19 protein-coding genes, 3 tRNA genes and 3 rRNA genes are annotated in these 26,197 nt (G+C 53.3%); 7 read left to right on the plus strand and 18 right to left on the minus strand.

Annotation, left to right across the window (positions count from 1 at the left end):
• Positions 1-56: 56 nt before the first annotated feature.
• Entirely contained in the window at positions 57-1,538 is a 1,482-nt protein-coding gene (gene gppA / locus WHR59_RS23675) for a guanosine-5'-triphosphate,3'-diphosphate diphosphatase (RefSeq protein ID WP_338843491.1), read from the plus strand.
• A gap of 45 nt (positions 1,539-1,583) precedes the next feature.
• Here gppA and rep read toward each other — a convergent pair whose 3' ends face one another.
• The 4 genes from rep to WHR59_RS23695 form a co-directional block, all read right to left on the minus strand.
• Entirely contained in the window at positions 1,584-3,605 is a 2,022-nt protein-coding gene (gene rep, locus WHR59_RS23680) for a DNA helicase Rep (protein WP_016157836.1), read from the minus strand.
• Between the two features lie 103 nt (positions 3,606-3,708).
• Positions 3,709-4,437 carry a nicotinamide riboside transporter PnuC gene (pnuC, locus tag WHR59_RS23685; RefSeq protein ID WP_047407642.1) on the minus strand — a complete coding sequence of 243 codons (729 nt, stop codon included), beginning with the start codon at positions 4,435-4,437 and terminating at the stop codon, positions 3,709-3,711.
• Positions 4,437-5,186: a nucleoside phosphorylase gene (locus WHR59_RS23690; RefSeq protein ID WP_198432241.1), complete on the minus strand. Its 750-nt coding sequence runs from the start codon at positions 5,184-5,186 to the stop codon at positions 4,437-4,439. Before WHR59_RS23690 ends, pnuC begins: the two co-directional genes overlap by 1 nt.
• Before the next feature lie 25 nt (positions 5,187-5,211).
• Positions 5,212-5,916, minus strand: coding sequence for a Crp/Fnr family transcriptional regulator (locus WHR59_RS23695; protein WP_047407647.1), 705 nt, complete (start codon positions 5,914-5,916; stop codon positions 5,212-5,214).
• A 194-nt stretch (positions 5,917-6,110) separates the two neighbouring features.
• Here WHR59_RS23695 and ppiC (WHR59_RS23700) point away from each other — a divergent pair, with 194 nt between their 5' ends.
• The gene (gene ppiC / locus WHR59_RS23700; RefSeq protein WP_043018967.1) at positions 6,111-6,392 is read left to right on the plus strand and encodes a peptidylprolyl isomerase PpiC; all 282 of its coding nucleotides are present in this window, start codon (positions 6,111-6,113) and stop codon (positions 6,390-6,392) included.
• A 49-nt stretch (positions 6,393-6,441) separates the two neighbouring features.
• Entirely contained in the window at positions 6,442-6,723 is a 282-nt protein-coding gene (ppiC, locus tag WHR59_RS23705; protein ID WP_003017999.1) for a peptidylprolyl isomerase PpiC, read from the plus strand.
• A gap of 52 nt (positions 6,724-6,775) precedes the next feature.
• On the opposite strand, the gene ilvC is transcribed toward ppiC (WHR59_RS23705), so the two are convergent.
• Positions 6,776-8,251: a ketol-acid reductoisomerase gene (gene ilvC / locus WHR59_RS23710; RefSeq protein WP_047407650.1), complete on the minus strand. Its 1,476-nt coding sequence runs from the start codon at positions 8,249-8,251 to the stop codon at positions 6,776-6,778.
• 158 nt (positions 8,252-8,409) lie between these two features.
• On the opposite strand from ilvC, the gene ilvY reads away from it, so the two are divergent.
• Positions 8,410-9,312: an HTH-type transcriptional activator IlvY gene (gene ilvY / locus WHR59_RS23715; RefSeq protein ID WP_075145435.1), complete on the plus strand. Its 903-nt coding sequence runs from the start codon at positions 8,410-8,412 to the stop codon at positions 9,310-9,312.
• Between the two features lie 175 nt (positions 9,313-9,487).
• A complete protein-coding gene (gene fabV / locus WHR59_RS23720) occupies positions 9,488-10,681 on the plus strand; it encodes an enoyl-ACP reductase FabV (protein ID WP_172862524.1) in 1,194 nt (397 codons plus the stop codon).
• A gap of 63 nt (positions 10,682-10,744) precedes the next feature.
• On the opposite strand, the gene ilvA is transcribed toward fabV, so the two are convergent.
• From ilvA to ilvL, 6 genes are all read right to left on the minus strand, one after another.
• On the minus strand, positions 10,745-12,289 hold the full coding sequence (gene ilvA / locus WHR59_RS23725; RefSeq protein ID WP_172862523.1) for a threonine ammonia-lyase, biosynthetic: 1,545 nt from the start codon (positions 12,287-12,289) through the stop codon (positions 10,745-10,747).
• A gap of 5 nt (positions 12,290-12,294) precedes the next feature.
• The gene (gene ilvD / locus WHR59_RS23730; protein ID WP_043018962.1) at positions 12,295-14,145 is read right to left on the minus strand and encodes a dihydroxy-acid dehydratase; all 1,851 of its coding nucleotides are present in this window, start codon (positions 14,143-14,145) and stop codon (positions 12,295-12,297) included.
• A gap of 159 nt (positions 14,146-14,304) precedes the next feature.
• Entirely contained in the window at positions 14,305-15,234 is a 930-nt protein-coding gene (locus WHR59_RS23735; protein WP_003829030.1) for a branched-chain amino acid transaminase, read from the minus strand.
• 17 nt (positions 15,235-15,251) lie between these two features.
• Positions 15,252-15,515 (minus strand): acetolactate synthase 2 small subunit, encoded by a 264-nt coding sequence (gene ilvM, locus WHR59_RS23740; protein WP_003018017.1) that lies wholly within the window; start codon positions 15,513-15,515, stop codon positions 15,252-15,254.
• On the minus strand, positions 15,512-17,158 hold the full coding sequence (ilvG, locus tag WHR59_RS23745) for an acetolactate synthase 2 catalytic subunit (RefSeq protein ID WP_338843492.1): 1,647 nt from the start codon (positions 17,156-17,158) through the stop codon (positions 15,512-15,514). The genes ilvM and ilvG overlap by 4 nt, the downstream gene beginning before the upstream one ends.
• 139 nt (positions 17,159-17,297) lie before the next feature.
• Positions 17,298-17,396, minus strand: a complete 99-nt coding sequence (ilvL, locus tag WHR59_RS23750; RefSeq protein WP_001311244.1) for an ilv operon leader peptide — start codon at positions 17,394-17,396, stop codon at positions 17,298-17,300.
• Between the two features lie 352 nt (positions 17,397-17,748).
• Between ilvL and WHR59_RS23755 the strand changes: the two genes are divergently transcribed.
• The gene (locus WHR59_RS23755; protein ID WP_043018960.1) at positions 17,749-19,269 is read left to right on the plus strand and encodes a YifB family Mg chelatase-like AAA ATPase; all 1,521 of its coding nucleotides are present in this window, start codon (positions 17,749-17,751) and stop codon (positions 19,267-19,269) included.
• 24 nt (positions 19,270-19,293) lie between these two features.
• On the opposite strand, the gene maoP is transcribed toward WHR59_RS23755, so the two are convergent.
• Positions 19,294-19,632, minus strand: a complete 339-nt coding sequence (maoP, locus tag WHR59_RS23760; protein WP_003018025.1) for a macrodomain Ori organization protein MaoP — start codon at positions 19,630-19,632, stop codon at positions 19,294-19,296.
• Positions 19,633-19,738: 106 nt separating this feature from the next.
• On the opposite strand from maoP, the gene hdfR reads away from it, so the two are divergent.
• On the plus strand, positions 19,739-20,584 hold the full coding sequence (hdfR, locus tag WHR59_RS23765) for an HTH-type transcriptional regulator HdfR (RefSeq protein ID WP_087050451.1): 846 nt from the start codon (positions 19,739-19,741) through the stop codon (positions 20,582-20,584).
• A 99-nt stretch (positions 20,585-20,683) separates the two neighbouring features.
• Here the strand turns inward: hdfR and WHR59_RS23770 are convergent.
• From WHR59_RS23770 to WHR59_RS23795, 6 genes are all read right to left on the minus strand, one after another.
• Positions 20,684-20,759 (minus strand) — tRNA-Trp (locus tag WHR59_RS23770).
• Between the two features lie 52 nt (positions 20,760-20,811).
• Positions 20,812-20,888: transfer RNA gene (locus WHR59_RS23775), tRNA-Asp, on the minus strand.
• Between the two features lie 55 nt (positions 20,889-20,943).
• Positions 20,944-21,059, minus strand: a 5S ribosomal RNA gene (rrf, locus tag WHR59_RS23780).
• A 199-nt stretch (positions 21,060-21,258) separates the two neighbouring features.
• Positions 21,259-24,164: ribosomal RNA gene (locus WHR59_RS23785) — 23S ribosomal RNA — on the minus strand.
• A 211-nt stretch (positions 24,165-24,375) separates the two neighbouring features.
• A tRNA-Glu gene (locus WHR59_RS23790) sits at positions 24,376-24,451 on the minus strand.
• Between the two features lie 85 nt (positions 24,452-24,536).
• Positions 24,537-26,078: ribosomal RNA gene (locus tag WHR59_RS23795) — 16S ribosomal RNA — on the minus strand.
• Together the 16S, 23S and 5S rRNA genes with 3 tRNA genes alongside form the textbook arrangement of a ribosomal RNA operon.
• Positions 26,079-26,197: the final 119 nt, after the last annotated feature.

A 26,197-nucleotide genomic window follows, 5' to 3' on the forward strand; every position in this document is an offset into this window, starting at 1 on the left:
AGTGATTCGGGTGAGAGAACGCAGCCAACACAGATACAGGTTGAAGGATGAAGTGTATGAATTCTACTTCGCTGTACGCCGCAATCGATTTAGGCTCGAATAGTTTTCATATGCTGGTTGTACGCGAGGTGGCGGGAAGCATTCAGACGCTTACGCGTATTAAACGCAAGGTGCGTCTGGCCGCTGGGCTCAACAGCGACAACGTTCTTTCCGTTGAAGCCATGGAGCGCGGCTGGCAATGCCTGCGCCTGTTTGCTGAACGTCTGCAGGATATCCCTCAGCCGCAAATACGCGTGGTTGCAACAGCAACATTACGCATCGCGGTAAACGCCGATGAGTTTATCGCCAAAGCGCAGGAGATCCTCGGCTGTCCTGTACAAGTTATCAGCGGTGAAGAAGAAGCGCGCCTGATTTATCAAGGTGTTGCCCACACCACTGGCGGTGCCGATCAGCGTCTGGTCGTTGATATTGGCGGCGCCAGCACTGAGCTGGTTACCGGTTCTGGCGCGCAAACCACTTCCCTGTTCAGCCTGTCAATGGGCTGCGTCACCTGGCTCGAACGCTATTTCACCGATCGTAATCTGGCACAGGAAAACTTTGACGAGGCCGAGAAAGCCGCTCGCGAAGTTCTGCGCCCGGTCGCCGACAAACTGCGTTTTCATGGCTGGAAAGTTTGCGTTGGTGCCTCTGGCACCGTCCAGGCGTTACAGGAAATCATGATGGCGCAGGGTATGGATGAGCGCATTACGTTGGCCAAACTTCAGCAGCTCAAACAGCGCGCCATCCATTGTGGTCGTCTGGAAGAGCTGGAAATCGAAGGGTTAACGCTGGAACGCGCGCTGGTTTTTCCCAGCGGGTTGGCCATTCTGATCGCCATTTTCACCGAACTGAATATTCAGTGCATGACTCTGGCCGGCGGCGCACTTCGTGAAGGTTTGGTCTACGGTATGCTGCACTTGCCGGTTGATCAGGACATTCGCAGCCGTACGCTGCGTAATATTCAGCGTCGATTTATGGTCGACACCGATCAGGCGAATCGCGTCACGCAGTTGGCTGTTCATTTGCTCGAACAGGTGAAAGATGAGTGGCATCTTGAAGCCATTAGTCGCGAACTGCTGCAAAGTGCCTGCCAACTGCATGAGATAGGGCTGAGCGTGGAGTATAAGCAGGCACCGCTGCACGCCGCCTGGCTGGTACGTAATCTCGATCTCCCGGGCTTCACTCCCGCACAGAAAAAACTGTTAGCCACGCTGTTGCTCAACCAGACCAACCCGGTCGACCTCTCTTCGCTCCACCAGCAAAACGCAGTGCCACCGCGCATCGCGGAGCACCTTTGCCGTTTACTACGCCTGGCGATCATCTTCGCCGCTCGCCGTCGCGACGATTTAGTGCCACATATCACCCTGCAAGCTCAGGATGAGGATCTGACGCTAACGCTGCCGGAAGGCTGGCTGGAACATCATCCATTAGGTACAGAGCTGATCGATCAGGAAATACAGTGGCAAAGCTATATCCACTGGCCGCTGGAAGTGCGTTAGATACTGGCTGCCGGATGGCGCTTACGCTTATCCGGCCTCCAAATATTACTTCTCTTTGGCTTTCGCCATCATTGCCCGAATATTAGCGATGCTGGCCTGCCCTTTTTGCATCCGCTCCTCGGCGCTGACCACTTTACGCTCCTGTTCCCAGATAACGTCATCCTGCGGCAGTTCCAACAGGAAACGGCTCGGTTCCGGTCGCACCAGCTCACCGTACTGGCGACGTTCTTTACACAGCGTGAAGATAAGTTCTTTCTGCGCACGCGTAATTCCGACGTAAGCCAGACGACGCTCTTCATCGATGTTGTCTTCATCGATGCTGCTCTGGTGCGGCAAAAATCCTTCTTCCATTCCCACCATAAATACGTACGGGAACTCCAGTCCTTTTGAAGCGTGCAGCGTCATTAACTGCACCTGATCCAGCTCTTCCTCGCTCTCTCCGCGCTCCATCATGTCGCGCAGGGTAAAGCGGGTAACGACCTGAGTCAGTGTCATTGGCTCTTCCAGTTCACTGCCTTCCAGCATCTCCGTCATCCAACTGAACAGCGTGTTGACGTTTTTCATACGCATTTCAGCCGCTTTCGGGCTCGGCGAGGTTTCATACAGCCAGGATTCGTAATCAATGCCATGGATCAGATCGCGCACGGCGGCAACCGGCTCGCGCTCCGCCAGGCGTTGAATTTCACCCAGCCAGTGCGTAAAGCGGGTCAGAGAATCATACCCGCGCCCGGTCAGCGTTTGGCTAAGCCCCATATCAAAGCTGGCGGTAAACAGGCTTTTATTACGCGTCATCGCCCATTCCCCCAGCTTTTGCAGCGTGGCCGGGCCGATTTCACGCTTTGGCGTGTTTACGATGCGCAAAAATGCGCTGTCGTCATCCGGGTTGCTCAACACGCGCAGGTAAGCCAGCAGATCTTTAATCTCCGGGCGCGAGAAGAACGACGTCCCGCCGGAAATTTTGTACGGGATGCGGTTCTGCATCAGAAACTTTTCGAACACGCGCGACTGATGGTTGCCGCGATACAGGATGGCGTAGTCTTTATATTGCGTCTTGTTCACAAAGTGATGGGCAATTAATTCCCCGGTCACTCGTTCTGCTTCATGCTCTTCATTATTTGCGCTCAGCACCTTCAGCTCAGCACCGTAGCCCAGCTCAGAAAAGAGCCGCTTTTCAAAGACGTGTGGGTTGTTCGCAATGAGGATGTTCGCCGCCTTCAGGATACGCCCTGATGAGCGATAGTTTTGCTCCAGCTTCACCACCTGCAGCGCTGGAAAATCTTTGCTCAGCAGTACCAGGTTCTGCGGACGTGCGCCACGCCAGGAATAGATCGACTGATCGTCATCGCCCACGACGGTGAAGCGCGCGCGTTTTCCTACCAGCAATTTCACCAGCTCGTACTGGCTGGTGTTGGTATCCTGATATTCATCCACCAGCAGGTAGCGGATTCGATTTTGCCAGCGCTCGCGCACCTCTTCATTACGCTGCAGCAGCAGCGTCGGCAGCAGAATCAGATCGTCAAAATCGAGGACGTTACACGCCTTCATGTGTGCGTCATACAGACCATAGCAGTGGGCAAAAATACGATCGCGTTCACCCTTTGCGCTGGCTGCCGCCTGCGCCGGGGTCATCAGATCGTTTTTCCAGTTGGAGATCGTCGAGATCAGCTGTTGGAGGATAAGCTTGTCGTCTTCGATTAGCCCTTCAGTCAGTTCCTTAAGCAGGGCCACCTGGTCGGTATCATCAAACAACGAGAAGTTCGACTTCATCCCCAGCGCCGCATATTCACGCTTAATGACATCCAATCCCAGAGTGTGGAAAGTGGAGATCATCAATCCGCGTGCCTCTTTACGACCCAGCGTTTGCGCCACACGCTCTTTCATCTCGCGCGCAGCCTTATTGGTAAAAGTTACGGCCGCAATATGTCGTGCCTGATAGCCACATTCACGAATCAGATGGGCGATTTTGTTAGTGATAACACGCGTCTTGCCGGAACCCGCACCCGCCAGCACCAGGCAAGGTCCGGTGACGAATTCGACGGCTTGTTGTTGTCCGGGGTTCAAACGCATAAAGGATTGCTCAATCTGTAAACACGGGGAGATGGATTGTAGCAGAAAGAGGGAGAGAAAGAGTAACGGGCTACCCGTGCGGGTAGCCAGAAAATCGGGTCAATCAGGAAACAGTCGCGGCAAGCGGTGTAGAGCCGTTTCGCTGCGCACTCTTGATCCAGCTATACGATCCCATCACCGCAATCACCGTCAGCAGGACATACTCAAGCGACATGGCGTAAACGCCCTGCACCGCGTAAATAACCACGCTAATCAAATCGATAAGTACCCACAGCAGCCAGTTTTCGACGAACTTGCGCGTCATCAGGACCATGGCCGCAATCGACAATACCAGCATGGTGGAATCCCAGAACGGGAAGGCATCGGGCTGGAGGTCAGGCATAGCGACCTGCATACCAAATGTTTGCAGCAGGGCAATCATGATGCGGGTGAGCGCCGCAAACACCGGGTCGATAAACAGCGTCATCAGAACAATCGCCACCGCACAAACACCGCCTAATGCCAGGGTTTGCTGACGGGAAAGCCAACGTACTTTGAGCGCTGCTTCCTGCGCCTCATTTTGCCGGCTCCACGCATACCAACCGTAAATGTTAGCGGCGAAGAAAAACACCTGCAGCAACAGACTGGCATAAAGCTGAATCTGGAAAAAAATTGCCGCAAACAGCGTGACGTTAATCAGGCCAAACAGGTAATTGATGATTTTTTCCCGGCTGGCGCACCAGATACATAGCAGACCAAATACGGTACCAATGGCTTCAATCCACGATAGCGCATACCCGCCTTCGCCGAGAGGAATGTTAACCATCACATTGTTAATGCTGAAAAAATCCATCACTTACCTCCTGGCTGACTAGCGGAATAAATGGCGCGTAGCGCCAGGGTAATTTGCCGTTCTTCACCCTGCTGACACAGCGCGTCCTGCTGAACATAATCATTGATACTGCTATCCAGACAACCGTTGTGGGCAACCACCACATTGAGTAATGACGCCGTACGTAACCCGCGCAGCGCGCCGATGGTCATCAAAGCGGCGCTCTCCATATCCGCGCCCAGAACGCCGAGTGCCGACCACTGCGCATCCAGTTCCGTTTCCCGGTCGGTATAAAAACTATCGTGGCTTCGAACCAGGCCGCACGCGGCGGGGATATTCATCTGGCGCGCCTGCGCCATCAGTTCCCAGGTTAACTGCAGGTCGGCGCAGGCCGGATAGCCCGCAGGCGCATAGGTACGGCTGGTCCCGTCATCCGTTACCGCGGCATGGGCGATAATCACGTCGCCGAGCGCAAGATTATCCTGCAATGCCCCACAGCTGCCGATACGAATCAGGGTCGTTACGCCGATCTGACGCAGTTCTTCAATAGCAATCGCAGTAGACGGCCCACCGATTCCGGTAGAGAGCACCAAAATCTCAACACCCTGATACCAACCTCGCGCGGCGCGAAATTCGCGGTTTTGACCAAGCGGTTCTGGGTTATCAAGAAAATTGGCGATGCGATCGACCCGCAACGGATCACCCGGAAGTAGCGCATAGCGTGCGCCGGTCATCTCCTTGCTTAACTGGATATGGGGTTGCAGCGACATTCTCCCGCCTCCTTCACTCTTGCGGTTATCCGATATCAGCCTCCCGCTTTAATTTTTCAGGGGCTGACAACACAATACTTTCACCATCGGTATCAATAATCTGTAACGCTTTCAGGTCATGTAAAATACGGTTAATACTGCGTGTCGTCGCCGCCAGTTCCTGGCTGAGGTTAAGCTTATCCAGCAAGATTTCATTCGTTCCATCTTGTTGATAACGCAGCCATAACGCCTGACACACTCGCTGATGCAGCGAGTAAAGATTGTCACTGCTGGCCTTTTTTGACAGCTGATAATATTGCTGACTAAAGAAGCGCAGCATCCGCTGGTTAAAATGGTTATCTAAGGCCAGCCAGCGGCAAAAATATTCCTGCGACAAACTCAGGAGCTGCACATGCCCTACCGCCACCACCGAACAGATGTAATGACGCGACTCAAAGATCTCGAGCTCACCCAGCATGTCGCCTTTCTGGTAGCGGGCCTGACGATAACGACGTCCATCTTCAGCCTCATAGAACACATCCACTTCACCGGAAATAATCAGCGAAAAGCGCTGACACATTTCCCCCTGTCGGCAAATAAAGGCTCCGCGCTGGCGCTCTTCAAAACGCCATCGCTGCATGATTTCCAGAGGGCAATATTTCAGTAATTCGTAGAGCTGTGGATCGCCAACAATATCACTAAGCCCGGAAAGCCAGCCGACTGAAAATTCAGGTTTTTTCATTGTATCCATGTTATCTCGCTCCACGGCTTCAGGGACAGGACGGCTGTCCCCGGCAGGAAGGAATAGGGCAGATAAAAGTGTCGCTTATCTCCCGCTTCCATACATCAGGCGAGACATCTGTCCCGCGATGGCGAAGAGTATATGTTCACGGCGAAGGCGGGTGATAAAGTAACAGGACATCTTTGAGACATGAGAACAAAATAATGGCTAAGCACGCGGCAGCCCTGCATATCCTGGTAAAAGAAGAAAAACTGGCGCTGGAGATCCTAAGCAAGCTGGATCGCGGTATTAGCTTCGATCACCTGGCAAAACGCTACTCTCGTTGTCCATCCGGGCGTAACGGTGGCGATCTGGGTGAATTCAAACAGGGGATGATGGTGGGACCATTTGATGCCGCCGTATTTAGTTGCCCACTGCTTAAACCTTACGGGCCGGTCAAAACCAAATTTGGCTATCACATCATCAAGGTGCTGTATCGCCGATAAGCCATGCTAAAATCGCCAGCCTTACTGACTCCCTTTTGAAGGCACGATCATGGCAAAAACAGCAGCAGCAGTGCATATCCTTGTTAAAGAAGAGAAACTGGCACTGGATCTTCTGGAACAGATTAAAAACGGCGCCGACTTCGGCAAGCTGGCGAAGAAACATTCCATCTGCCCATCAGGCAAACGCGGCGGTGATTTAGGCGAATTCCGCCAGGGCCAGATGGTTCCGGCGTTCGACAAAGTGGTCTTTTCCTGCCCTGTGCTGGAGCCAACCGGCCCGCTGCACACTCAGTTCGGTTACCACATCATTAAAGTGCTGTACCGTAACTAATAGAAAGCCCGGTGTTTAAACACCGGGCTTTTTTTGCCGGATGGCGCTTCGCTTATCCAGCGACTGCAATACGTTTCATATCAGTCATGTAGCCACGCAGTTTCTGGCCCACTTTCTCGATAGCATGGCCGCGAATTGCGTCATTCACGTCGCGCAGTTGCGCGTTATCTACCGCGCCTTCGGCAATCGCTTTACCCAGATCGCCGGTCTGCAGGGTGGTCATGAACTCTTTCAGCAGCGGTACGCAAGCGTAAGAGAACAGGTAGTTACCGTATTCGGCGGTGTCGGAGATAACCACGTTCATTTCGTACAGACGCTTACGGGCGATGGTGTTGGCGATCAGCGGCAGCTCGTGCAGTGATTCGTAGTAAGCGGATTCTTCGATGATGCCGGAATCCACCATAGTTTCGAACGCCAGCTCAACGCCCGCTTTCACCATCGCGATCATCAGCACGCCTTTATCAAAGTACTCCTGCTCGCCGATTTTGCCTTCATACTGCGGAGCGGTTTCGAACGCGGTTTTGCCGGTTTCTTCACGCCAGGTCAGCAGTTTCTTATCGTCGTTAGCCCAGTCAGCCATCATGCCGGAAGAGAATTCGCCGGAGATGATGTCATCCATGTGTTTCTGGAACAGCGGCGCCATGATCTCTTTCAGCTGTTCGGACAGCGCGTAAGCACGCAGTTTCGCCGGGTTAGACAGACGGTCCATCATCAGGGTGATGCCGCCCTGCTTCAGCGCTTCGGTAATGGTTTCCCAGCCGAACTGAATCAGTTTTTCCGCATAAGCCGGGTCGGTGCCTTCTGCCACCAGCTTGTCGAAGCACAGCAGAGAACCGGCCTGCAGCATACCGCACAGGATAGTCTGCTCGCCCATCAGGTCAGATTTCACTTCCGCAACGAAAGAAGATTCCAGTACGCCCGCACGGTGACCGCCGGTGGCCGCAGCCCAGGCTTTAGCAATCGCCATACCTTCGCCTTTCGGATCGTTTTCCGGGTGAACGGCGATCAGCGTCGGAACACCGAAACCACGTTTGTACTCTTCACGCACTTCGGTACCCGGGCATTTCGGCGCTACCATCACCACGGTGATGTCTTTACGGATCTGCTCTCCCACTTCAACGATGTTGAAGCCGTGGGAGTAGCCCAGCGCCGCGCCATCTTTCATCAGCGGCTGTACAGAACGTACAACGTCGGAGTGCTGTTTGTCTGGCGTCAGGTTAACCACCAGGTCAGCCTGCGGGATCAGCTCTTCGTAGGTGCCTACTTTGAAGCCGTTTTCGGTCGCTTTACGCCAGGAAGCACGCTTCTCAGCAATCGCTTCTTTACGCAGGGCGTAAGAGATATCCAGACCGGAGTCACGCATGTTCAGGCCCTGGTTCAGACCCTGAGCGCCACAGCCGACAATGACCACTTTTTTACCCTGAAGGAAGCTCGCGCCGTCGGCGAATTCGTCGCGGCCCATAAAGCGACATTTACCCAGCTGTGCCAGCTGCTGGCGCAGGTTCAGTGTATTAAAGTAGTTAGCCATGATGGTGTACTCCGTGATGTTGTGTTGTGGTGCTTATTATTTGGTTCGCTGTTCAGCGAAAGTAAACCCACATTACAACAGGAAATTTATTGCGGAAATTGATATATTCACAACGTCACGTTGCAATTTATGCAATATAGAACCGTGAGGTGAAATCGGTGGATTTACGCGATCTGAAAACCTTCCTGCATCTGGCGGAAAGCCGCCACTTTGGCCGCAGCGCGCGGGCGATGCACGTCAGTCCCTCCACGCTCTCCAGGCAGATTCAGCGGCTGGAAGAAGATCTCGGGCAGCCGCTGTTTGTGCGCGATAACCGCACGGTCACGCTGACTGAAGCCGGTGAAGAGCTGCGGGTGTTTGCCCAGCAGACGCTGTTGCAATACCAGCAGTTACGTCACACCCTTGACCAGCAGGGGCCGTCGCTGTCGGGCGAACTGCATATTTTCTGCTCGGTAACTGCCGCATACAGCCATCTGCCACCCATTCTCGATCGTTTCCGCGCCGAGCATCCATCGGTGGAAATTAAGCTCACCACCGGCGACGCCGCCGATGCGATGGACAAAGTGGTCACCGGTGAGGCCGATCTGGCGATTGCCGGTAAGCCCGAAACGCTGCCCGGCGCGGTGGCGTTCTCGATGCTGGAGAATCTGACGGTCGTACTGATCGCCCCGGCGCTGCCCTGCCCGGTGCGTAATCAAGTTTCGGTCGAAAAGCCAGACTGGTCGACAGTGCCGTTTATTATGGCCGATCAGGGTCCGGTACGCCGCCGCATCGAGCTGTGGTTCCGCCGTCACAAAATCAGCAACCCATCGATTTACGCCACGGTGGGTGGCCACGAAGCGATGGTTTCAATGGTGGCGCTGGGCTGCGGCGTAGCGCTGCTGCCGGAAGTGGTGCTGGAAAACAGCCCGGAGCCAGTACGTAATCGCGTGATGATTTTAGAGCGCAGTGACGAAAAAACACCGTTCGAGCTGGGGGTCTGCGCGCCGAAAAAGCGGCTGCATGAACCGCTGATCGATGCGTTCTGGAAAATTGTTCTGGAGCGTAAATCCGCCGAGTAGCGCCAGCGTCAGGCCTAAAATCAGTGGTAGATTCAGTATTGGCGCTCCTTTTCTGTATAATGTCCCGTGCCATAATAGATGTGGGGGGCTTGTTAACCATCACGTTTAGCAAGCCAGAACAGACGGTGTCATTGCGCACTTGACAGCGAAAATACAAACTTAATTAGCCATCATTATGATAATCAAACCAAAAATTCGTGGATTCATCTGTACAACGACCCATCCGACTGGCTGCAAAGTCAATGTGGAAAAACAGATCGATTATGTGAAGAAAAACGGGAAAATCGCTAACGGCCCTTCCCGCGTGCTGGTCATCGGTGCTTCCACCGGTTACGGCCTTGCTTCCAGAATTTCCGCCGCGTTCGGCAGCGGTGCCGCCACTATCGGCGTATTTTTCGAAAAACCGGGCACGGACACCAAACCAGGTTCCGCGGGCTGGTATAACTCGGCGGCTTTTGATGAAGCAGCCAAGCGTGAAGGTCTGTATTCCAAAAGCATCAACGGCGACGCGTTTTCCGATGAGTGCCGCGACGAAGTGATCAAACTGATCAAAGAAGACCTGGGTCAGATTGACCTGGTGGTTTACTCACTGGCTTCCCCGGTGCGTAAAATGCCGAAAACCGGTGAAATCGTCCGTTCTGCGCTGAAGCCAATCGGTGAGGTTTACACCTCTAAAGCGATCGATACCAACAAAGATCAGATCATCACCGCCAGCATTGAGCCGGCAACCGAAGAAGAAGTTCAGAACACCGTTACCGTGATGGGCGGCGAAGACTGGGAACTGTGGATGGGCGCGCTGAGTGAAGCAGGCGTGCTGGCTGACGGCGTGAAAACCGTAGCCTACTCCTACATCGGTACCGACCTGACCTGGCCAATCTACTGGCACGGCGCGCTGGGCAAAGCGAAAGAAGACCTCGATCGCGCGGCGGGTGAACTGCGTAACCAGCTGGCGCCGCTGAACGGTTCCGCTAACGTTGCCGTACTGAAATCCGTCATCACCCAGGCATCTTCTGCGATTCCGGTAATGCCGCTGTACATCTCCATGGTGTTCAAGTTGATGAAAGCGCAGGGGATTCACGAAGGTTGTATCGAGCAGATCAACCGTCTGATGACCACCAGCCTGTATGGCGACAAAGTGGCGCTTGATGATAACCAGCGTATCCGTATGGATGACTGGGAACTGCGTGACGACATTCAGCAGGCATGCCGCGATCTGTGGCCGCTGATCACCACCGAAAACCTGGCGCAAGAAACTGACTATGCAGGTTACAAGCAGGAATTCCTGAACCTGTTCGGTTTTGCCCTCGACGGTGTGGATTACGATGCTGACGTGAATACCGAAGTCGAATTCGACGTCATCACGCTGTAATCTGCTGATACAGTAGCAAAAAGGGTTCATGTTTTTACATGAACCCTTTTTTAATGGCTGCCGCTAACCTGCCAGGAAGAACCTGAACGCCGGGTTATGCGTTTCATCGTGGCAGTCATAGCCCAGTTCATTCAGCCGCGTTTCGAAATCAGGCTCGTGTTCGCCCAGCTCAAACGCCGCCAGTACGCGACCATAATCGGTGCCGTGACTGCGATAGTGGAACAATGAAATATTCCAGTGCGTCCCCAGGGTATGCAGGAATTTGAGCAGCGCTCCCGGAGATTCCGGGAATTCAAAGCTGTAGAGCCGCTCCTGTAAGGGTTTCGACGGACGCCCGCCAACCATATAGCGCACGTGCAGCTTCGCCATTTCGTCGTCGGACAGATCCACCACGCTATAGCCTCCCTCGCTGAGCAACTGGAGGATTTCCTTACGCTCTTCCAGCCCACGGCTCAGGCGTACGCCGACAAAAATGCAGGCGTCTTTCGCATCAGCAAAACGGTAGTTAAACTCGGTCACCGAACGGCCACCCAACAGTTGGCAAAACTTCAGGAAGCTGCCCTTTTCTTCCGGAATGGTTACTGCCAGTAAGGCTTCGCGCTGTTCCCCCAGCTCGCAGCGTTCGGAAACGTAGCGCAGGCCGTGGAAGTTAACATTAGCGCCGGAAAGAACATGCGCCAGACGCTCGCCGCGAATATTATGCTGGGCGACGTATTTTTTCATCCCCGCAAGCGCCAGCGCCCCGGAAGGCTCCGCCACCGCGCGCACGTCTTCGAACAGGTCTTTCATTGCCGCGCAGATAGCATCGCTATCGACGGTGATGATGTCGTCGAGATATTCCTGACACAGGCGGAAGGTCTCATCGCCAATACGTTTCACCGCCACGCCTTCGGCAAAGAGACCCACGCGCGGCAGATCCACCGGATGGCCCGCATCCAACGCCGCTTTCAGGCAGGCGGAATCTTCGGCTTCCACGGCAATCACTTTGATTTGCGGCATCAGCTGTTTTATCAGCACCGCCACGCCCGCCGCCAGACCACCGCCGCCAACTGGCACAAAAACGCGGTCAAGGTGAGCATCCTGCTGAAGTAACTCCAGCGCCAGCGTGCCCTGCCCGGCAATCACCATCGGATGATCGAACGGCGGAACCCAGGTAAAACCCTGCTGCTGCGACAATTCAATCGCTTTGGCTTTGGCCTCATCAAAATTCGCGCCGTGCAGCAATACTTCACCGCCGAAGCCGCGAACGGCATCGACTTTGATATCGGCGGTAGCCGTTGGCATGACAATCAGTGCCTTCACACCTAATCGCGCAGAAGAGAACGCGACGCCCTGGGCATGATTACCAGCCGACGCGGTGATGACACCATGCGCTTTTTGCTCTTCGGTCAGGCCCGCCATCATGGCATAGGCTCCGCGCAGCTTAAAGCTGTGAACGGGTTGACGGTCTTCGCGCTTCACCAGAATCACGTTATCGAGGCGCGAAGAGAGTTTTTCCATTTTTTGTAGCGGCGTTACTTGCGCCGCTTCATAAACCGGTGCTCGCAGTACCGCTCTGAGATACTCGGCGCCTTCTGGCGCGCCGGAAAGGGGTTGAGAATCCGCCATGGTCATTATCCCCCGAGTTTCGACTTATCGCGCACCGCGCCTTTGTCGGCGCTGGTAGCCAGGCTGGCGTAGGCGCGCAGTGCAAAGGAGACCTGACGCTGGCGATCTTTTGGCGTCCAGGCTTTGTCACCGCGTGCTTCCTGCGCTTCACGGCGCGCAGCGATTTCCGCATCACTCAGTTGCAGTTGAATGCCACGATTCGGGATATCGATGGCAATCATGTCGCCGTCTTCGATAATCGCAATATTACCGCCGCTTGCCGCTTCCGGAGAAACGTGACCAATGGAAAGCCCCGAAGTACCGCCGGAGAATCGACCATCGGTTATCAGCGCACAGGCCTTGCCGAGGCCCATCGATTTCAGGAAGGTGGTTGGGTAGAGCATTTCCTGCATGCCCGGCCCGCCTTTCGGCCCTTCGTAGCGAATGACAACCACGTCGCCAGCTACCACTTTACCGCCGAGGATTGCTTCAACCGCATCGTCCTGGCTTTCATACACTTTTGCCGGGCCGGTGAACTTCAGGATGCTGTCATCCACGCCTGCGGTTTTTACGATACAGCCGTTTTCCGCGAAATTACCGTACAGAACTGCCAGTCCGCCGTCTTTGCTATAAGCGTGTTCCAGCGAGCGAATGCACCCTTCAGCGCGGTCATCATCCAGAGAGTCCCAACGGCAGTCCTGTGAGAACGCCTGGGTGGTACGGATGCCGGCCGGGCCTGCGCGGAACATTTTTTTCACCGCATCGTCTTTGGTGAGCATAACGTCATATCGATCAAGCGTTTGCGGCAAAGTCAGTCCCAGCACGTTTTTCACGTCGCGGTTCAGCAGCCCGGCTCTGTCCAGCTCGCCTAAAATGCCCAATACGCCGCCTGCACGGTGCACGTCTTCCATATGGTATTTCTGCGTACTCGGCGCAACTTTACACAGCTGCGGGACTTTGCGGGACAGCTTATCAATATCACTCATGGTGAAGTCGATTTCCGCTTCCTGCGCGGCCGCCAGCAGGTGCAGAACGGTGTTGGTGGATCCGCCCATGGCGATATCCAGCGTCATAGCGTTCTCAAACGCCGCCTTGCTGGCAATGTTGCGCGGCAGGGCAGAAGCGTCATCCTGCTCGTAGTAGCGTTTGGTCAGCTCGACGATACGTTTACCCGCGTTGAGGAACAGTTCTTTGCGGTCGGCGTGAGTCGCCAACAGCGAACCATTACCCGGCTGCGACAGACCCAGCGCTTCGGTCAGGCAGTTCATCGAGTTGGCGGTGAACATCCCGGAACACGAGCCGCAGGTCGGACAGGCGGAACGCTCAACCTGCTCACTTTGCGAGTCGGAGACTTTCGGGTCAGCGCCCTGAATCATGGCATCAACCAGGTCGAGCTTGATGATTTGATCAGAAAGCTTGGTTTTCCCGGCTTCCATCGGGCCGCCGGAAACAAAGATCACCGGAATATTCAGGCGCAAAGAGGCCATTAACATACCGGGGGTGATTTTGTCGCAGTTGGAAATGCAGACCATCGCATCGGCACAGTGGGCGTTAACCATATACTCCACTGAATCGGCGATCAGCTCGCGCGACGGCAGTGAATACAGCATGCCGCCATGACCCATGGCGATACCATCATCCACAGCAATGGTGTTGAACTCTTTCGCCACGCCGCCTGAGGCTTCGATTTGTTCGGCAACCAGCTTACCGAGATCGCGCAGGTGGACATGACCCGGCACAAACTGGGTAAAGGAGTTCACCACAGCGATAATCGGTTTACCGAAGTCATCATCGGTCATCCCGGTGGCGCGCCACAGCGCGCGGGCACCCGCCATATTGCGGCCGTGAGTGGTGGTGGCAGAACGATACTTAGGCATGCTTGATTAACTCCCGTCTGTCTTTCCCCTGCATACTTCACGCCGCAGGTGCGTTGGCTGCCTCGCTCACCCCAGTCACTTACTAAAGTAAGCTCCAGGGGACTCGCTGCGTTGCCGTCTTCCTGCAACGTGAATTATTTTGGGGAAATATTAATTTTGTTATTGGTTTACTGAATCCAACCAGCCGTATTTATCTTCCGTTTCACCGGTAAAGAGGCCGAAGAAGGCCTGCTGGATGCGTTTGGTGACCGGACCGCAGCGGCCTTCGCCCACCTGGATACCATCGACGCTGCGTACTGGGGTGATTTCGGCTGCGGTACCGGACATGAACACTTCGTCGGCCAGATACAGAGATTCTCGAGACAGCACCTGCTCACGCACTTCGATATCGAGATCTTTCGCCAGCTTAATAATCGCGTCACGGGTGATACCCGGTAGCGCGGAAGAGGTAAACGGCGGGGTAAACAGAATGCCGTCTTTTACTTCAAACAGGTTTTCGCCCGCGCCTTCGGAGATGTAGCCATTCACGTCCAGCGCAATGCCTTCCTGATAGCCATGACGACGCGCTTCGCTACCCACCAACAGCGAAGACAGGTAGTTACCACCAGCTTTAGCAGCGGTAGGGATGGTGTTCGGCGCAACGCGGTTCCAGGAAGAAACCATCGCGTCGATCCCCTGCTCCAGCGCTTCAGCACCGAGGTAAGCCCCCCACGGGAACGCAGCGATAATCACATCGGTGGTGTATCCCGCTGGCGGGTTAACGCCCATCCCCACGTCGCCAACAAACACCAGCGGACGGATATAGGCGCTGGTCAGATTGTTTTTACGAATCACCTCACGGCAAGCTTCCATCAGCTCATCAACGCTCTGAGAAACCGGAAAACGATAGATCTTGGCTGAATCACGCAGACGCTGCATGTGTTCGCGATGACGGAACACCACCGGCCCTTTGTGAGAATCGTAGCAACGGATGCCTTCAAATACAGAAGTACCGTAATGCAGCGCGTGGGACATCACGTGAACCTTCGCGTCTTCCCAACGAATCATCTCGCCATTAGACCAAATGTAATCAGCTTTTTTCGTCGTCATTTTTCTTCCTTTTGCGCTCAGGCGCGGATTTGTTGTGATGTGGTTGTGCTCTGGCAGATAGCAACATGTGCAACGTCTACCAGTTTACTTAACTGACTAAACAGTAAGTCGACCGACCGGGGGCTGGCAACGGTCAATTCGATATTTATATTCTGCGCATCGCTGGCGGCTTCCATATTCATGGAGCACACCTGAAAACCACGATGGCGTACCACGCGTAAAACGCGTTCTAACGTTTCCGGATTGAAGCGAGCCTCAACGGCGACCTGATGTTGCATCATGATAATTTCTCCAGCATTTCTGAGTTGCTGGCGCCAGGTGGCACCAGAGGCCAGACATTCTCAAGTTCGTCGATTGAGACATGAAGCAGGTATGGCCCCTCGCTGTTCAGCATGGTGTCGAGTGCCGCTTCAACCTGGTCTTTACGGGTGATGTGTTGACCAGGTATGCCGAAGGCGCTGGCCAACATGAGGAAATCGGGGTTATCGGTAAGAGTGGTTTCGCTATAACGTTCCTGGAAAAACAGCTGCTGCCATTGTCGCACCATGCCTAACCGCTGGTTGTCGAGTAAAACTATCTTCAGCGGCAACTGCTTACGTTTTACGGTGCCCAGCTCCTGCACATTCATCATGAAGGAGCCGTCACCGGAGATACAGATTACCGTATCGTTAGGGCGAGCAACCTGCGCACCAACCGCAGCAGGCAGGCCAAAGCCCATCGTACCCAGACCGCTCGACGTGATGAAATTTTCCGGGCGGGTGTAGGTCATATGCTGGGCCGACCACATCTGATGCTGGCCAACATCCGTGGTCACTACGCTGTCCGCTGGTTTGCGATCGGACAACTGCTTTAACAACAATGGCGCATAGATAGCTTCACCTGGATGATCATAGCGCCAGGTATGTTCTGAGCGCAGTTCTGCACTGTGCTGACGCCATGCATCAATCTTCAGCGATTGCTGCAATGCCGGCAGTAGAGAATTTAAATCACCCTGCAGGGCGACGTGCGCCTGGCGCAGTTTGTTCATTTCCGCCGGATCGATATCCATGTGGATAACGCTGGCGTTCGGTGCGAAGGTATTCAGCTTCCCGGTCACCCGGTCATCAAAACGCGCGCCCACTGCAATCAGTAAATCACACTCTTGCACGGCGAAATTTGCCGCTTTAGTGCCATGCATTCCCAACATGCCCAAATAGTACTGGTAGTCAGAATTTACTGCGCCCAGACCTTTCAGCGTGCAGGCGACTGGCATTTGGGTTACTGCGATAAACTCACGCAGGGCCGGGACCGCCTGCGCCATACCAACGCCGCCACCGACGTACAGGACCGGTTTCTGCGCCTGCGCGAGCATTTTACGCGCCTGTTCAACGTCAGCATGCGGGAAAGCCTCAACGTTTTCGACGGTCGTAAAATACGGCTCCAGCGTACCGCTGGCTAATTGGATGTCTTTCGGGATATCAACCAGAACCGGACCCGGACGACCGGAATTCGCCACGGCGAAAGCCTCAGCCATGATGCGCGGCAGCTCTTCCAGCGACTGCACCAGGAAACTGTGTTTGGTGCAGGACAGCGACATCCCCAGAACGTCCACTTCCTGGAACGCATCCGTTCCGATAAAAGGTGATGCCACCTGACCGGTGATCGCTACAACAGGAACAGAATCTAACAGCGCATCAGCAAGGCCCGTGATCAGGTTGGTAGCACCTGGACCGGAAGTTGCGATACAAACGCCGGTTTTACCGGTCGCACGGGCATAGCCAATCGCCGCCATCGCTGCGCCCTGCTCGTGTCGGCACAACAGGTGCTCTACGCCGCCGTCATACAATGCATCGTAAACCGGCATAATTGCGCCACCGGGATAACCAAAGACGGTTTGAACCCCTTGTGCACGCAACGCATGTACCACCCACTGTGCCCCATTCATAGTTACATCCCCGCCGTAAATCTTGAGAAACAGAATTTTATGCTACCGTTCACTTTCTGCTCCTCGTGTATGTTTTTAAGGTCAAAAAAAACCCCCGGACCTTTCGGTGCGGGGGTCTTAGTTCGTTAAGGCTTGTTTTCTAAGCCTTTCCTCGTCCAAGTGCAGCCCCGCACGGTGGGATAATAATCACCACCACGCTAATCACGACCAGGCTAATCACTCGTAGAAGGGCTGTCATTTTTGTATTTTCTTGCATCTTGTTCGAAGGAATACCTAAAGAGTTACCATAGAATTTGCAAATGACACAAGATATTTTTTTATTCGTTTTTCTGACGCCGTTAACGGTTTAGATAAATACCATTGTTTTTTATACAAAAAATCAAAAATGAAAATATTTCACGTTTCAGGCGATTGTCGACATCCCAATCCCCAATAAAAACGCCATTCCAAAGCATTTGCGGCCCTCATTCCAGGCTAAATGCAAGCAACGATCTGTTGCACAAAAATACGGGAATCAGCATTTAAAAACCGCAATAACATTAAATCTTGCCGCGATGTATTGCGACATAATGCTTCTATCAGGAGGGATTATGTCACTATCGATTGTTCACACACGCGCCGCGCTGGGCGTGAATGCGCCAGCCATTACTATCGAGGTGCATATCAGCAACGGATTGCCTGGCTTAACCATGGTGGGGCTACCCGAAACGACGGTGAAAGAGGCACGCGACCGGGTACGTAGTGCGATTATAAATAGCGGTTATGAATTCCCGGCGAAGAAAATAACCATAAACCTCGCTCCGGCCGATCTTCCGAAAGAAGGGGGGAGATATGATTTACCTATCGCTGTTGCGCTTCTGGCCGCTTCTGAGCAGCTTACAGCCCACAATCTCGATACCTACGAGCTGGTAGGGGAATTAGCGCTTACAGGCGCATTACGCGGCGTTCCCGGCGCGATATCAAGTGCAACCGAAGCCATTCGTGCAGGCAGGCGAATTATTGTCGCCAAAGAGAACGCCGCTGAAGTTGGACTCATACATGGCGAAGGATGCCTGATCGCCGAACACCTGCAGACCGTATGCGCATTTCTTGAAGGTAAGCACGATTTAGATAAGCCCTCATCCGCAGATTTTACGCCCAACGCATTAGTCGATGATCTGAGCGATGTTATTGGCCAGGAACAGGGTAAACGGGGGCTGGAGCTTACCGCAGCTGGCGGTCACAACCTCTTGCTTATCGGCCCGCCGGGCACAGGCAAGACCATGCTCGCCAGCCGCCTCAGAGGGCTGCTCCCGCCACTTAGCAATGATGAAGCACTGGAAAGCGCCGCGATACTCAGTCTGGTTAATTCAGACACAATACAAAAACAGTGGAAGCAACGCCCTTTTCGTTCGCCGCATCACAGTGCTTCATTGACCGCGATGGTCGGTGGAGGCTCAATTCCTGCGCCAGGCGAAATCTCTCTGGCGCATAACGGCATACTGTTTCTGGATGAACTACCCGAGTTTGAGCGACGCACGCTGGATGCGCTGCGCGAACCCATCGAGTCCGGGCAGATCCATCTCTCCCGCACCAGAGCAAAAATAACCTACCCCGCGCGCTTTCAACTCATAGCTGCGATGAATCCAAGCCCGACAGGCCATTATCAGGGAAACCATAACCGCTGTACCCCGGAACAGACGCTGCGTTACCTCAATCGATTGTCAGGTCCATTTCTTGACCGCTTCGATCTCTCCCTCGAAATTCCCTTACCACCGCCTGGCATACTCAGCCAGAGCGCAGTAAAAGGGGAAGATAGCGCCACGGTGAAGCAACGCGTTATGGCAGCACGAGAGCGTCAGTATCAGCGGCAAAATAAGTTAAACGCGCATCTGGGTAGTCAGGATATCCATAAATACTGCGTACTGCGCAGCGACGATGCGCAGTGGCTTGAAGAAACGCTCGCACATCTCGGATTGTCTATCCGCGCCTGGCTGCGCCTGATAAAGGTCGCACGAACAATTGCGGATATCGAACAATGTGATCACATCTCTCGCCAACACTTACAGGAAGCCGTTGGGTACCGGGCGATAGACAGATTACTCATTCATTTGCAGAAACTACTGGCATAAAAAAAGGGCTTTCGCCCTTTTTTCTTAATCATCAGATTCGGTGTAATCTTCTGCACCTTCCACCTGAGGTTTCCCGCCAGACAGCGTGTGGAAGCGTTTTGGACGCTTAATACGCGTCATGTACTTAGACCACACACGTTCAGCTTCGGTAACCGGCTCACGTTCGCCACGACATACCGCAACAAACAGTTTTTCTTCTTCAGTTACCGGCTCACGCTTGCCCAGATCCAGCTCGTTGAAAGCATAACCGTGACGCTCAAGCAGTTGTGCTTCTTTAATGGTGAAATCACCATGACGGGAGAATCCGCGGGGATAATATTTATTATCGAAATATCGATTAGTCGTCGTAAAGCTTTCCGCCATCCTGCACGCTCCTAATTCTTTGGCCGAGCTATTTATGGCGCGGAGTATTAGTTACGCTTGACAGAGCGTCAAACAAAAGATTTAAATCATAACGACAAATAATTTTATGGAGCGAGTTGTGGATACGGAATTGTTAAAAACTTTCCTGGAAGTTAGCCGGACACGCCATTTTGGCAGGGCTGCTGAAGCGCTCTATCTGACCCAATCAGCGGTTAGTTTCCGGATAAGACAACTGGAAAATCAATTGGGTGTAAACCTGTTCACCCGGCACAGAAACAATATCCGTTTAACCGCTGCAGGTGAAAAATTATTGCCTTACGCTGAAACGTTGATGAATACGTGGCAAGCCGCACGTAAGGAAGTCGCGAATACCTCGCGGCATAACGAGTTTTCTATCGGTGCCAGCGCCTCTCTTTGGGAGTGCATGCTTAATGACTGGTTGAGGCGTTTGTATCAATCTCAGGAGCCACAGTCCAGCCTGCAGTTTGAAGCGAGGATCGCTCAGCGCCAGTCGTTAGTAAAACAGCTTCATGAACGACAGCTTGATCTACTGATTACGACCGAAACACCCAAAATGGACGAATTTAGCAGCCAGCTGTTGGGGTATTTCACGCTGGCGCTCTATTGCAGCTCTCCTTCACAAACCAAAGATGAATTGAATTATCTACGCCTGGAATGGGGACCCGATTTTCAACAACACGAAGCGGGATTGATTGCGGGAGATGAAGTGCCGGTACTCACCACCAGTTCGGCAGAATTGGCCAGGCAGCAACTTTCAGTGATTAAGGGCTTTAGCTGGCTTCCCGTGCACTGGGCCAAAACCAAAAGCGATCTCCATACGGTTACCGACAGTACAACGCTTTCACGCCCTTTATATGCAGTTTGGCTACAAAACAGCGATAAACATGGACTGATTTGCGATCTGCTGAGAACGAATATTCTGGAAGATTAAATAAATACGGGCAAGGATGCCGGGAATAAAACAGCAGGAAGGCACAGATCAAATTGCAGGTAAAAAAAAATCCTTAGCAAAAATGCTAAGGATTGTTTCTGGCAGGGGCGGAGAGACTCGAACTCGCGACACCCGGTTTTGGAGACCGGTGCTCTACCAACTGAGCTACGCCCCTAAATTTTCTTATCATTAAGCCTGCTTGGTAGCAGGCTTAATTTTCTAATAAGTGGCGGAACGGACGGGACTCGAACCCGCGACCCCCTGCGTGACAGGCAGGTATTCTAACCAACTGAACTACCGCTCCACCGAATTTCTTTGTCACTACCCGGATTCTTCATCCCGGTTTACTGCAATTTGATGCCTGGCAGTTCCCTACTCTCGCATGGGGAGACCCCACACTACCATCGGCGCTACGGCGTTTCACTTCTGAGTTCGGCATGGGGTCAGGTGGGACCACCGCGCTACAGCCGCCAGGCAAATTCTTTGTGCTCTGTCCTGTGTCTTTTGGGCTGATACTGCGTTGGCTGCACTTACGAACGTCAGTCACATACCGATGTATGCTCCTTCCGTCGCTTCACTTGCCGCCTTGTCTCAGCGCAAAATCCTTCGGACTTACTAATCTGTAATCTAAGCTGAAAATCTTCTCAAATCCGCCAAAACATCTTCGGCGTTGTAAGGTTAAGCCTCACGGTTCATTAGTATCGGTTAGCTCAATGTATCGCTACACTTACACACCCGACCTATCAACGTCATAGTCTTTAACGTTCCTTCAGGAGACTTAAAGTCTCAGGGAGAACTCATCTCGGGGCAAGTTTCGTGCTTAGATGCTTTCAGCACTTATCTCTTCCGCATTTAGCTACCGGGCAATGCCATTGGCATGACAACCCGAACACCAGTGATGCGTCCACTCCGGTCCTCTCGTACTAGGAGCAGCCCCCCTCAATTCTCCAGCGCCCACGGCAGATAGGGACCGAACTGTCTCACGACGTTCTAAACCCAGCTCGCGTACCACTTTAAATGGCGAACAGCCATACCCTTGGGACCTACTTCAGCCCCAGGATGTGATGAGCCGACATCGAGGTGCCAAACACCGCCGTCGATATGAACTCTTGGGCGGTATCAGCCTGTTATCCCCGGAGTACCTTTTATCCGTTGAGCGATGGCCCTTCCATTCAGAACCACCGGATCACTAAGACCTGCTTTCGCACCTGCTCGAGCCGTCACTCTCGCAGTCAAGCTAGCTTATGCCTTTGCACTAACCTCCTGATGTCCGACCAGGATTAGCTAACCTTCGTGCTCCTCCGTTACTCTTTAGGAGGAGACCGCCCCAGTCAAACTACCCACCAGACACTGTCCGCAACCCGGGTAACGGGTCTACGTTAGAACACCAGCCATTAAAGGGTGGTATTTCAAGGTTGGCTCCACGCAGACTGGCGTCCACGCTTCAAAGCCTCCCACCTATCCTACACATCAAGGACCAGTGTTCAGTGTCAAGCTATAGTAAAGGTTCACGGGGTCTTTCCGTCTTGCCGCGGGTACACTGCATCTTCACAGCGAGTTCAATTTCACTGAGTCTCGGGTGGAGACAGCCTGGCCATCATTACGCCATTCGTGCAGGTCGGAACTTACCCGACAAGGAATTTCGCTACCTTAGGACCGTTATAGTTACGGCCGCCGTTTACCGGGGCTTCGATCAAGAGCTTCTCCTTACGGATAACCCCATCAATTAACCTTCCGGCACCGGGCAGGCGTCACACCGTATACGTCCACTTTCGTGTTTGCACAGTGCTGTGTTTTTAATAAACAGTTGCAGCCAGCTGGTATCTTCGACTGATTTCAGCTCCATGGGTAAACCACTTCACCTACCATCAGCGTGCCTTCTCCCGAAGTTACGGCACCATTTTGCCTAGTTCCTTCACCCGAGTTCTCTCAAGCGCCTTGGTATTCTCTACCTGACCACCTGTGTCGGTTTGGGGTACGATTTCGTGTTACCTGATGCTTAGAGGCTTTTCCTGGAAGCAGGGCATTTGTTACTTCAGCACCGTAGTGCCTCGTCATCACACCTCAGCGTTAATAAGGTACCGGATTTACCTGGAACCTCCGCCTACATGCTTAAACCGGGACAACCGTCGCCCGGCTAACATAGCCTTCTCCGTCCCCCCTTCGCAGTAACACCAAGTACAGGAATATTAACCTGTTTCCCATCGACTACGCCTTTCGGCCTCGCCTTAGGGGTCGACTCACCCTGCCCCGATTAACGTTGGACAGGAACCCTTGGTCTTCCGGCGTGCGGGTTTTTCACCCGCATTATCGTTACTTATGTCAGCATTCGCACTTCTGATACCTCCAGCATGCCTCACGACACACCTTCAACGGCTTACAGAACGCTCCCCTACCCAACAACACATAGTGTCGCTGCCGCAGCTTCGGTGCATGGTTTAGCCCCGTTACATCTTCCGCGCAGGCCGACTCGACCAGTGAGCTATTACGCTTTCTTTAAATGATGGCTGCTTCTAAGCCAACATCCTGGCTGTCTGTGCCTTCCCACATCGTTTCCCACTTAACCATGACTTTGGGACCTTAGCTGGCGGTCTGGGTTGTTTCCCTCTTCACGACGGACGTTAGCACCCGCCGTGTGTCTCCCGTGATAACATTCTTCGGTATTCGCAGTTTGCATCGGGTTGGTAAGTCGGGATGACCCCCTAGCCGAAACAGTGCTCTACCCCCGAAGATGAATTCACGAGGCGCTACCTAAATAGCTTTCGGGGAGAACCAGCTATCTCCCGGTTTGATTGGCCTTTCACCCCCAGCCACAAGTCATCCGCTAATTTTTCAACATTAGTCGGTTCGGTCCTCCAGTTAGTGTTACCCAACCTTCAACCTGCCCATGGCTAGATCACCGGGTTTCGGGTCTATACCCTGCAACTTAACGCCCAGTTAAGACTCGGTTTCCCTTCGGCTCCCCTATTCGGTTAACCTTGCTACAGAATATAAGTCGCTGACCCATTATACAAAAGGTACGCAGTCACCCCATAAAGAGGCTCCCACTGCTTGTACGTACACGGTTTCAGGTTCTTTTTCACTCCCCTCGCCGGGGTTCTTTTCGCCTTTCCCTCACGGTACTGGTTCACTATCGGTCAGTCAGGAGTATTTAGCCTTGGAGGATGGTCCCCCCATATTCAGACAGGATACCACGTGTCCCGCCCTACTCTTCGAGTTCACAACATATGCACTTTTGTGTACGGGGCTATCACCCTGTATCGCCGGACTTTCCAGACCGTTCCACTAACACACATGCTGATTCAGACTCTGGGCTGCTCCCCGTTCGCTCGCCGCTACTGGGGGAATCTCGGTTGATTTCTTTTCCTCGGGGTACTTAGATGTTTCAGTTCCCCCGGTTCGCTTCATTACGCTATGTATTCACGTAATGATAGTGTGTCGAAACACACTGGGTTTCCCCATTCGGAAATCGCCGGTTATAACGGTTCATATCACCTTACCGACGCTTATCGCAGATTAGCACGTCCTTCATCGCCTCTGACTGCCAGGGCATCCACCGTGTACGCTTAGTCGCTTAACCTCACAACCCGAAGATGTTTCACTTCTGATTGCAAAAATTTGAGAGACTCGAACACACCATTTTTCATTTCTTATTACGGAGAAATGAAACAGTGTGTCGTTTCAATTTTCAGCTTGATCCAGATTTTTAAAGAGCAAATATCTCAAACATGACTCGGAAGTCAGTTTTGAGATATTAAGGTCGGCGACTTTCACTCACACATACCAGCAAGTGGCGTCCCCTAGGGGATTCGAACCCCTGTTACCGCCGTGAAAGGGCGGTGTCCTGGGCCTCTAGACGAAGGGGACACTGAAGTCTCAATCGCAAGACGCCTTGCTATTTACTTTTCATCAGACAATCTGTGTGAGCACTACAAAGAACGTTTCTTTAAGGTAAGGAGGTGATCCAACCGCAGGTTCCCCTACGGTTACCTTGTTACGACTTCACCCCAGTCATGAATCACAAAGTGGTAAGCGCCCTCCCGAAGGTTAAGCTACCTACTTCTTTTGCAACCCACTCCCATGGTGTGACGGGCGGTGTGTACAAGGCCCGGGAACGTATTCACCGTGGCATTCTGATCCACGATTACTAGCGATTCCGACTTCATGGAGTCGAGTTGCAGACTCCAATCCGGACTACGACATACTTTATGAGGTCCGCTTGCTCTCGCGAGGTCGCTTCTCTTTGTATATGCCATTGTAGCACGTGTGTAGCCCTACTCGTAAGGGCCATGATGACTTGACGTCATCCCCACCTTCCTCCAGTTTATCACTGGCAGTCTCCTTTGAGTTCCCGGCCTAACCGCTGGCAACAAAGGATAAGGGTTGCGCTCGTTGCGGGACTTAACCCAACATTTCACAACACGAGCTGACGACAGCCATGCAGCACCTGTCTCAGAGTTCCCGAAGGCACCAAAGCATCTCTGCTAAGTTCTCTGGATGTCAAGAGTAGGTAAGGTTCTTCGCGTTGCATCGAATTAAACCACATGCTCCACCGCTTGTGCGGGCCCCCGTCAATTCATTTGAGTTTTAACCTTGCGGCCGTACTCCCCAGGCGGTCGACTTAACGCGTTAGCTCCGGAAGCCACGCCTCAAGGGCACAACCTCCAAGTCGACATCGTTTACGGCGTGGACTACCAGGGTATCTAATCCTGTTTGCTCCCCACGCTTTCGCACCTGAGCGTCAGTCTTTGTCCAGGGGGCCGCCTTCGCCACCGGTATTCCTCCAGATCTCTACGCATTTCACCGCTACACCTGGAATTCTACCCCCCTCTACAAGACTCTAGCCTGCCAGTTTCGGATGCAGTTCCCAGGTTGAGCCCGGGGATTTCACATCCGACTTGACAGACCGCCTGCGTGCGCTTTACGCCCAGTAATTCCGATTAACGCTTGCACCCTCCGTATTACCGCGGCTGCTGGCACGGAGTTAGCCGGTGCTTCTTCTGCGAGTAACGTCAATCACCAAGGTTATTAACCTTAATGCCTTCCTCCTCGCTGAAAGTACTTTACAACCCGAAGGCCTTCTTCATACACGCGGCATGGCTGCATCAGGCTTGCGCCCATTGTGCAATATTCCCCACTGCTGCCTCCCGTAGGAGTCTGGACCGTGTCTCAGTTCCAGTGTGGCTGGTCATCCTCTCAGACCAGCTAGGGATCGTCGCCTAGGTGAGCCGTTACCCCACCTACTAGCTAATCCCATCTGGGCACATCCGATGGCAAGAGGCCCGAAGGTCCCCCTCTTTGGTCTTGCGACGTTATGCGGTATTAGCTACCGTTTCCAGTAGTTATCCCCCTCCATCGGGCAGTTTCCCAGACATTACTCACCCGTCCGCCACTCGTCACCCAAGGAGCAAGCTCCTCTGTGCTACCGTTCGACTTGCATGTGTTAGGCCTGCCGCCAGCGTTCAATCTGAGCCATGATCAAACTCTTCAATTTAAGTTTGATGCTCGTGAATTAAACTTCGTAATGAATTACGTATGTTCACTCAAGAGACTTGGTATTCATTTTTCGTCTTGCGACGTTAAGAATCCGTATCTTCGAGTGCCCACACAGAT

It is taken from the genome of Citrobacter europaeus, assembly GCF_037482245.1.
GTDB classification, from domain to species: Bacteria; Pseudomonadota; Gammaproteobacteria; order Enterobacterales; family Enterobacteriaceae; genus Citrobacter; species Citrobacter europaeus.

Coding starts and splice junctions, on each gene's coding strand:
- WHR59_RS23690 (WP_198432241.1), bottom strand. CDS start 5,186: ATGTCGCTGCAACCCCATATCCAGTTAAGCAAGGAGATGACCGGCGCA.
- fabV (WP_172862524.1), top strand. CDS start 9,488: ATGATAATCAAACCAAAAATTCGTGGATTCATCTGTACAACGACCCAT.
- maoP (WP_003018025.1), bottom strand. CDS start 19,632: ATGGCGGAAAGCTTTACGACGACTAATCGATATTTCGATAATAAATAT.
- WHR59_RS23695 (WP_047407647.1), bottom strand. CDS start 5,916: ATGGATACAATGAAAAAACCTGAATTTTCAGTCGGCTGGCTTTCCGGG.
- ilvC (WP_047407650.1), bottom strand. CDS start 8,251: ATGGCTAACTACTTTAATACACTGAACCTGCGCCAGCAGCTGGCACAG.
- gppA (WP_338843491.1), top strand. CDS start 57: ATGAATTCTACTTCGCTGTACGCCGCAATCGATTTAGGCTCGAATAGT.
- pnuC (WP_047407642.1), bottom strand. CDS start 4,437: ATGGATTTTTTCAGCATTAACAATGTGATGGTTAACATTCCTCTCGGC.
- ilvD (WP_043018962.1), bottom strand. CDS start 14,145: ATGCCTAAGTATCGTTCTGCCACCACCACTCACGGCCGCAATATGGCG.
- ilvA (WP_172862523.1), bottom strand. CDS start 12,289: ATGGCGGATTCTCAACCCCTTTCCGGCGCGCCAGAAGGCGCCGAGTAT.
- ilvG (WP_338843492.1), bottom strand. CDS start 17,158: ATGAATGGGGCACAGTGGGTGGTACATGCGTTGCGTGCACAAGGGGTT.
- ilvM (WP_003018017.1), bottom strand. CDS start 15,515: ATGATGCAACATCAGGTCGCCGTTGAGGCTCGCTTCAATCCGGAAACG.
- WHR59_RS23755 (WP_043018960.1), top strand. CDS start 17,749: ATGTCACTATCGATTGTTCACACACGCGCCGCGCTGGGCGTGAATGCG.
- hdfR (WP_087050451.1), top strand. CDS start 19,739: ATGGAGCGAGTTGTGGATACGGAATTGTTAAAAACTTTCCTGGAAGTT.
- rep (WP_016157836.1), bottom strand. CDS start 3,605: ATGCGTTTGAACCCCGGACAACAACAAGCCGTCGAATTCGTCACCGGA.
- ppiC (WP_043018967.1), top strand. CDS start 6,111: ATGGCTAAGCACGCGGCAGCCCTGCATATCCTGGTAAAAGAAGAAAAA.
- ppiC (WP_003017999.1), top strand. CDS start 6,442: ATGGCAAAAACAGCAGCAGCAGTGCATATCCTTGTTAAAGAAGAGAAA.
- ilvL (WP_001311244.1), bottom strand. CDS start 17,396: ATGACAGCCCTTCTACGAGTGATTAGCCTGGTCGTGATTAGCGTGGTG.
- WHR59_RS23735 (WP_003829030.1), bottom strand. CDS start 15,234: ATGACGACGAAAAAAGCTGATTACATTTGGTCTAATGGCGAGATGATT.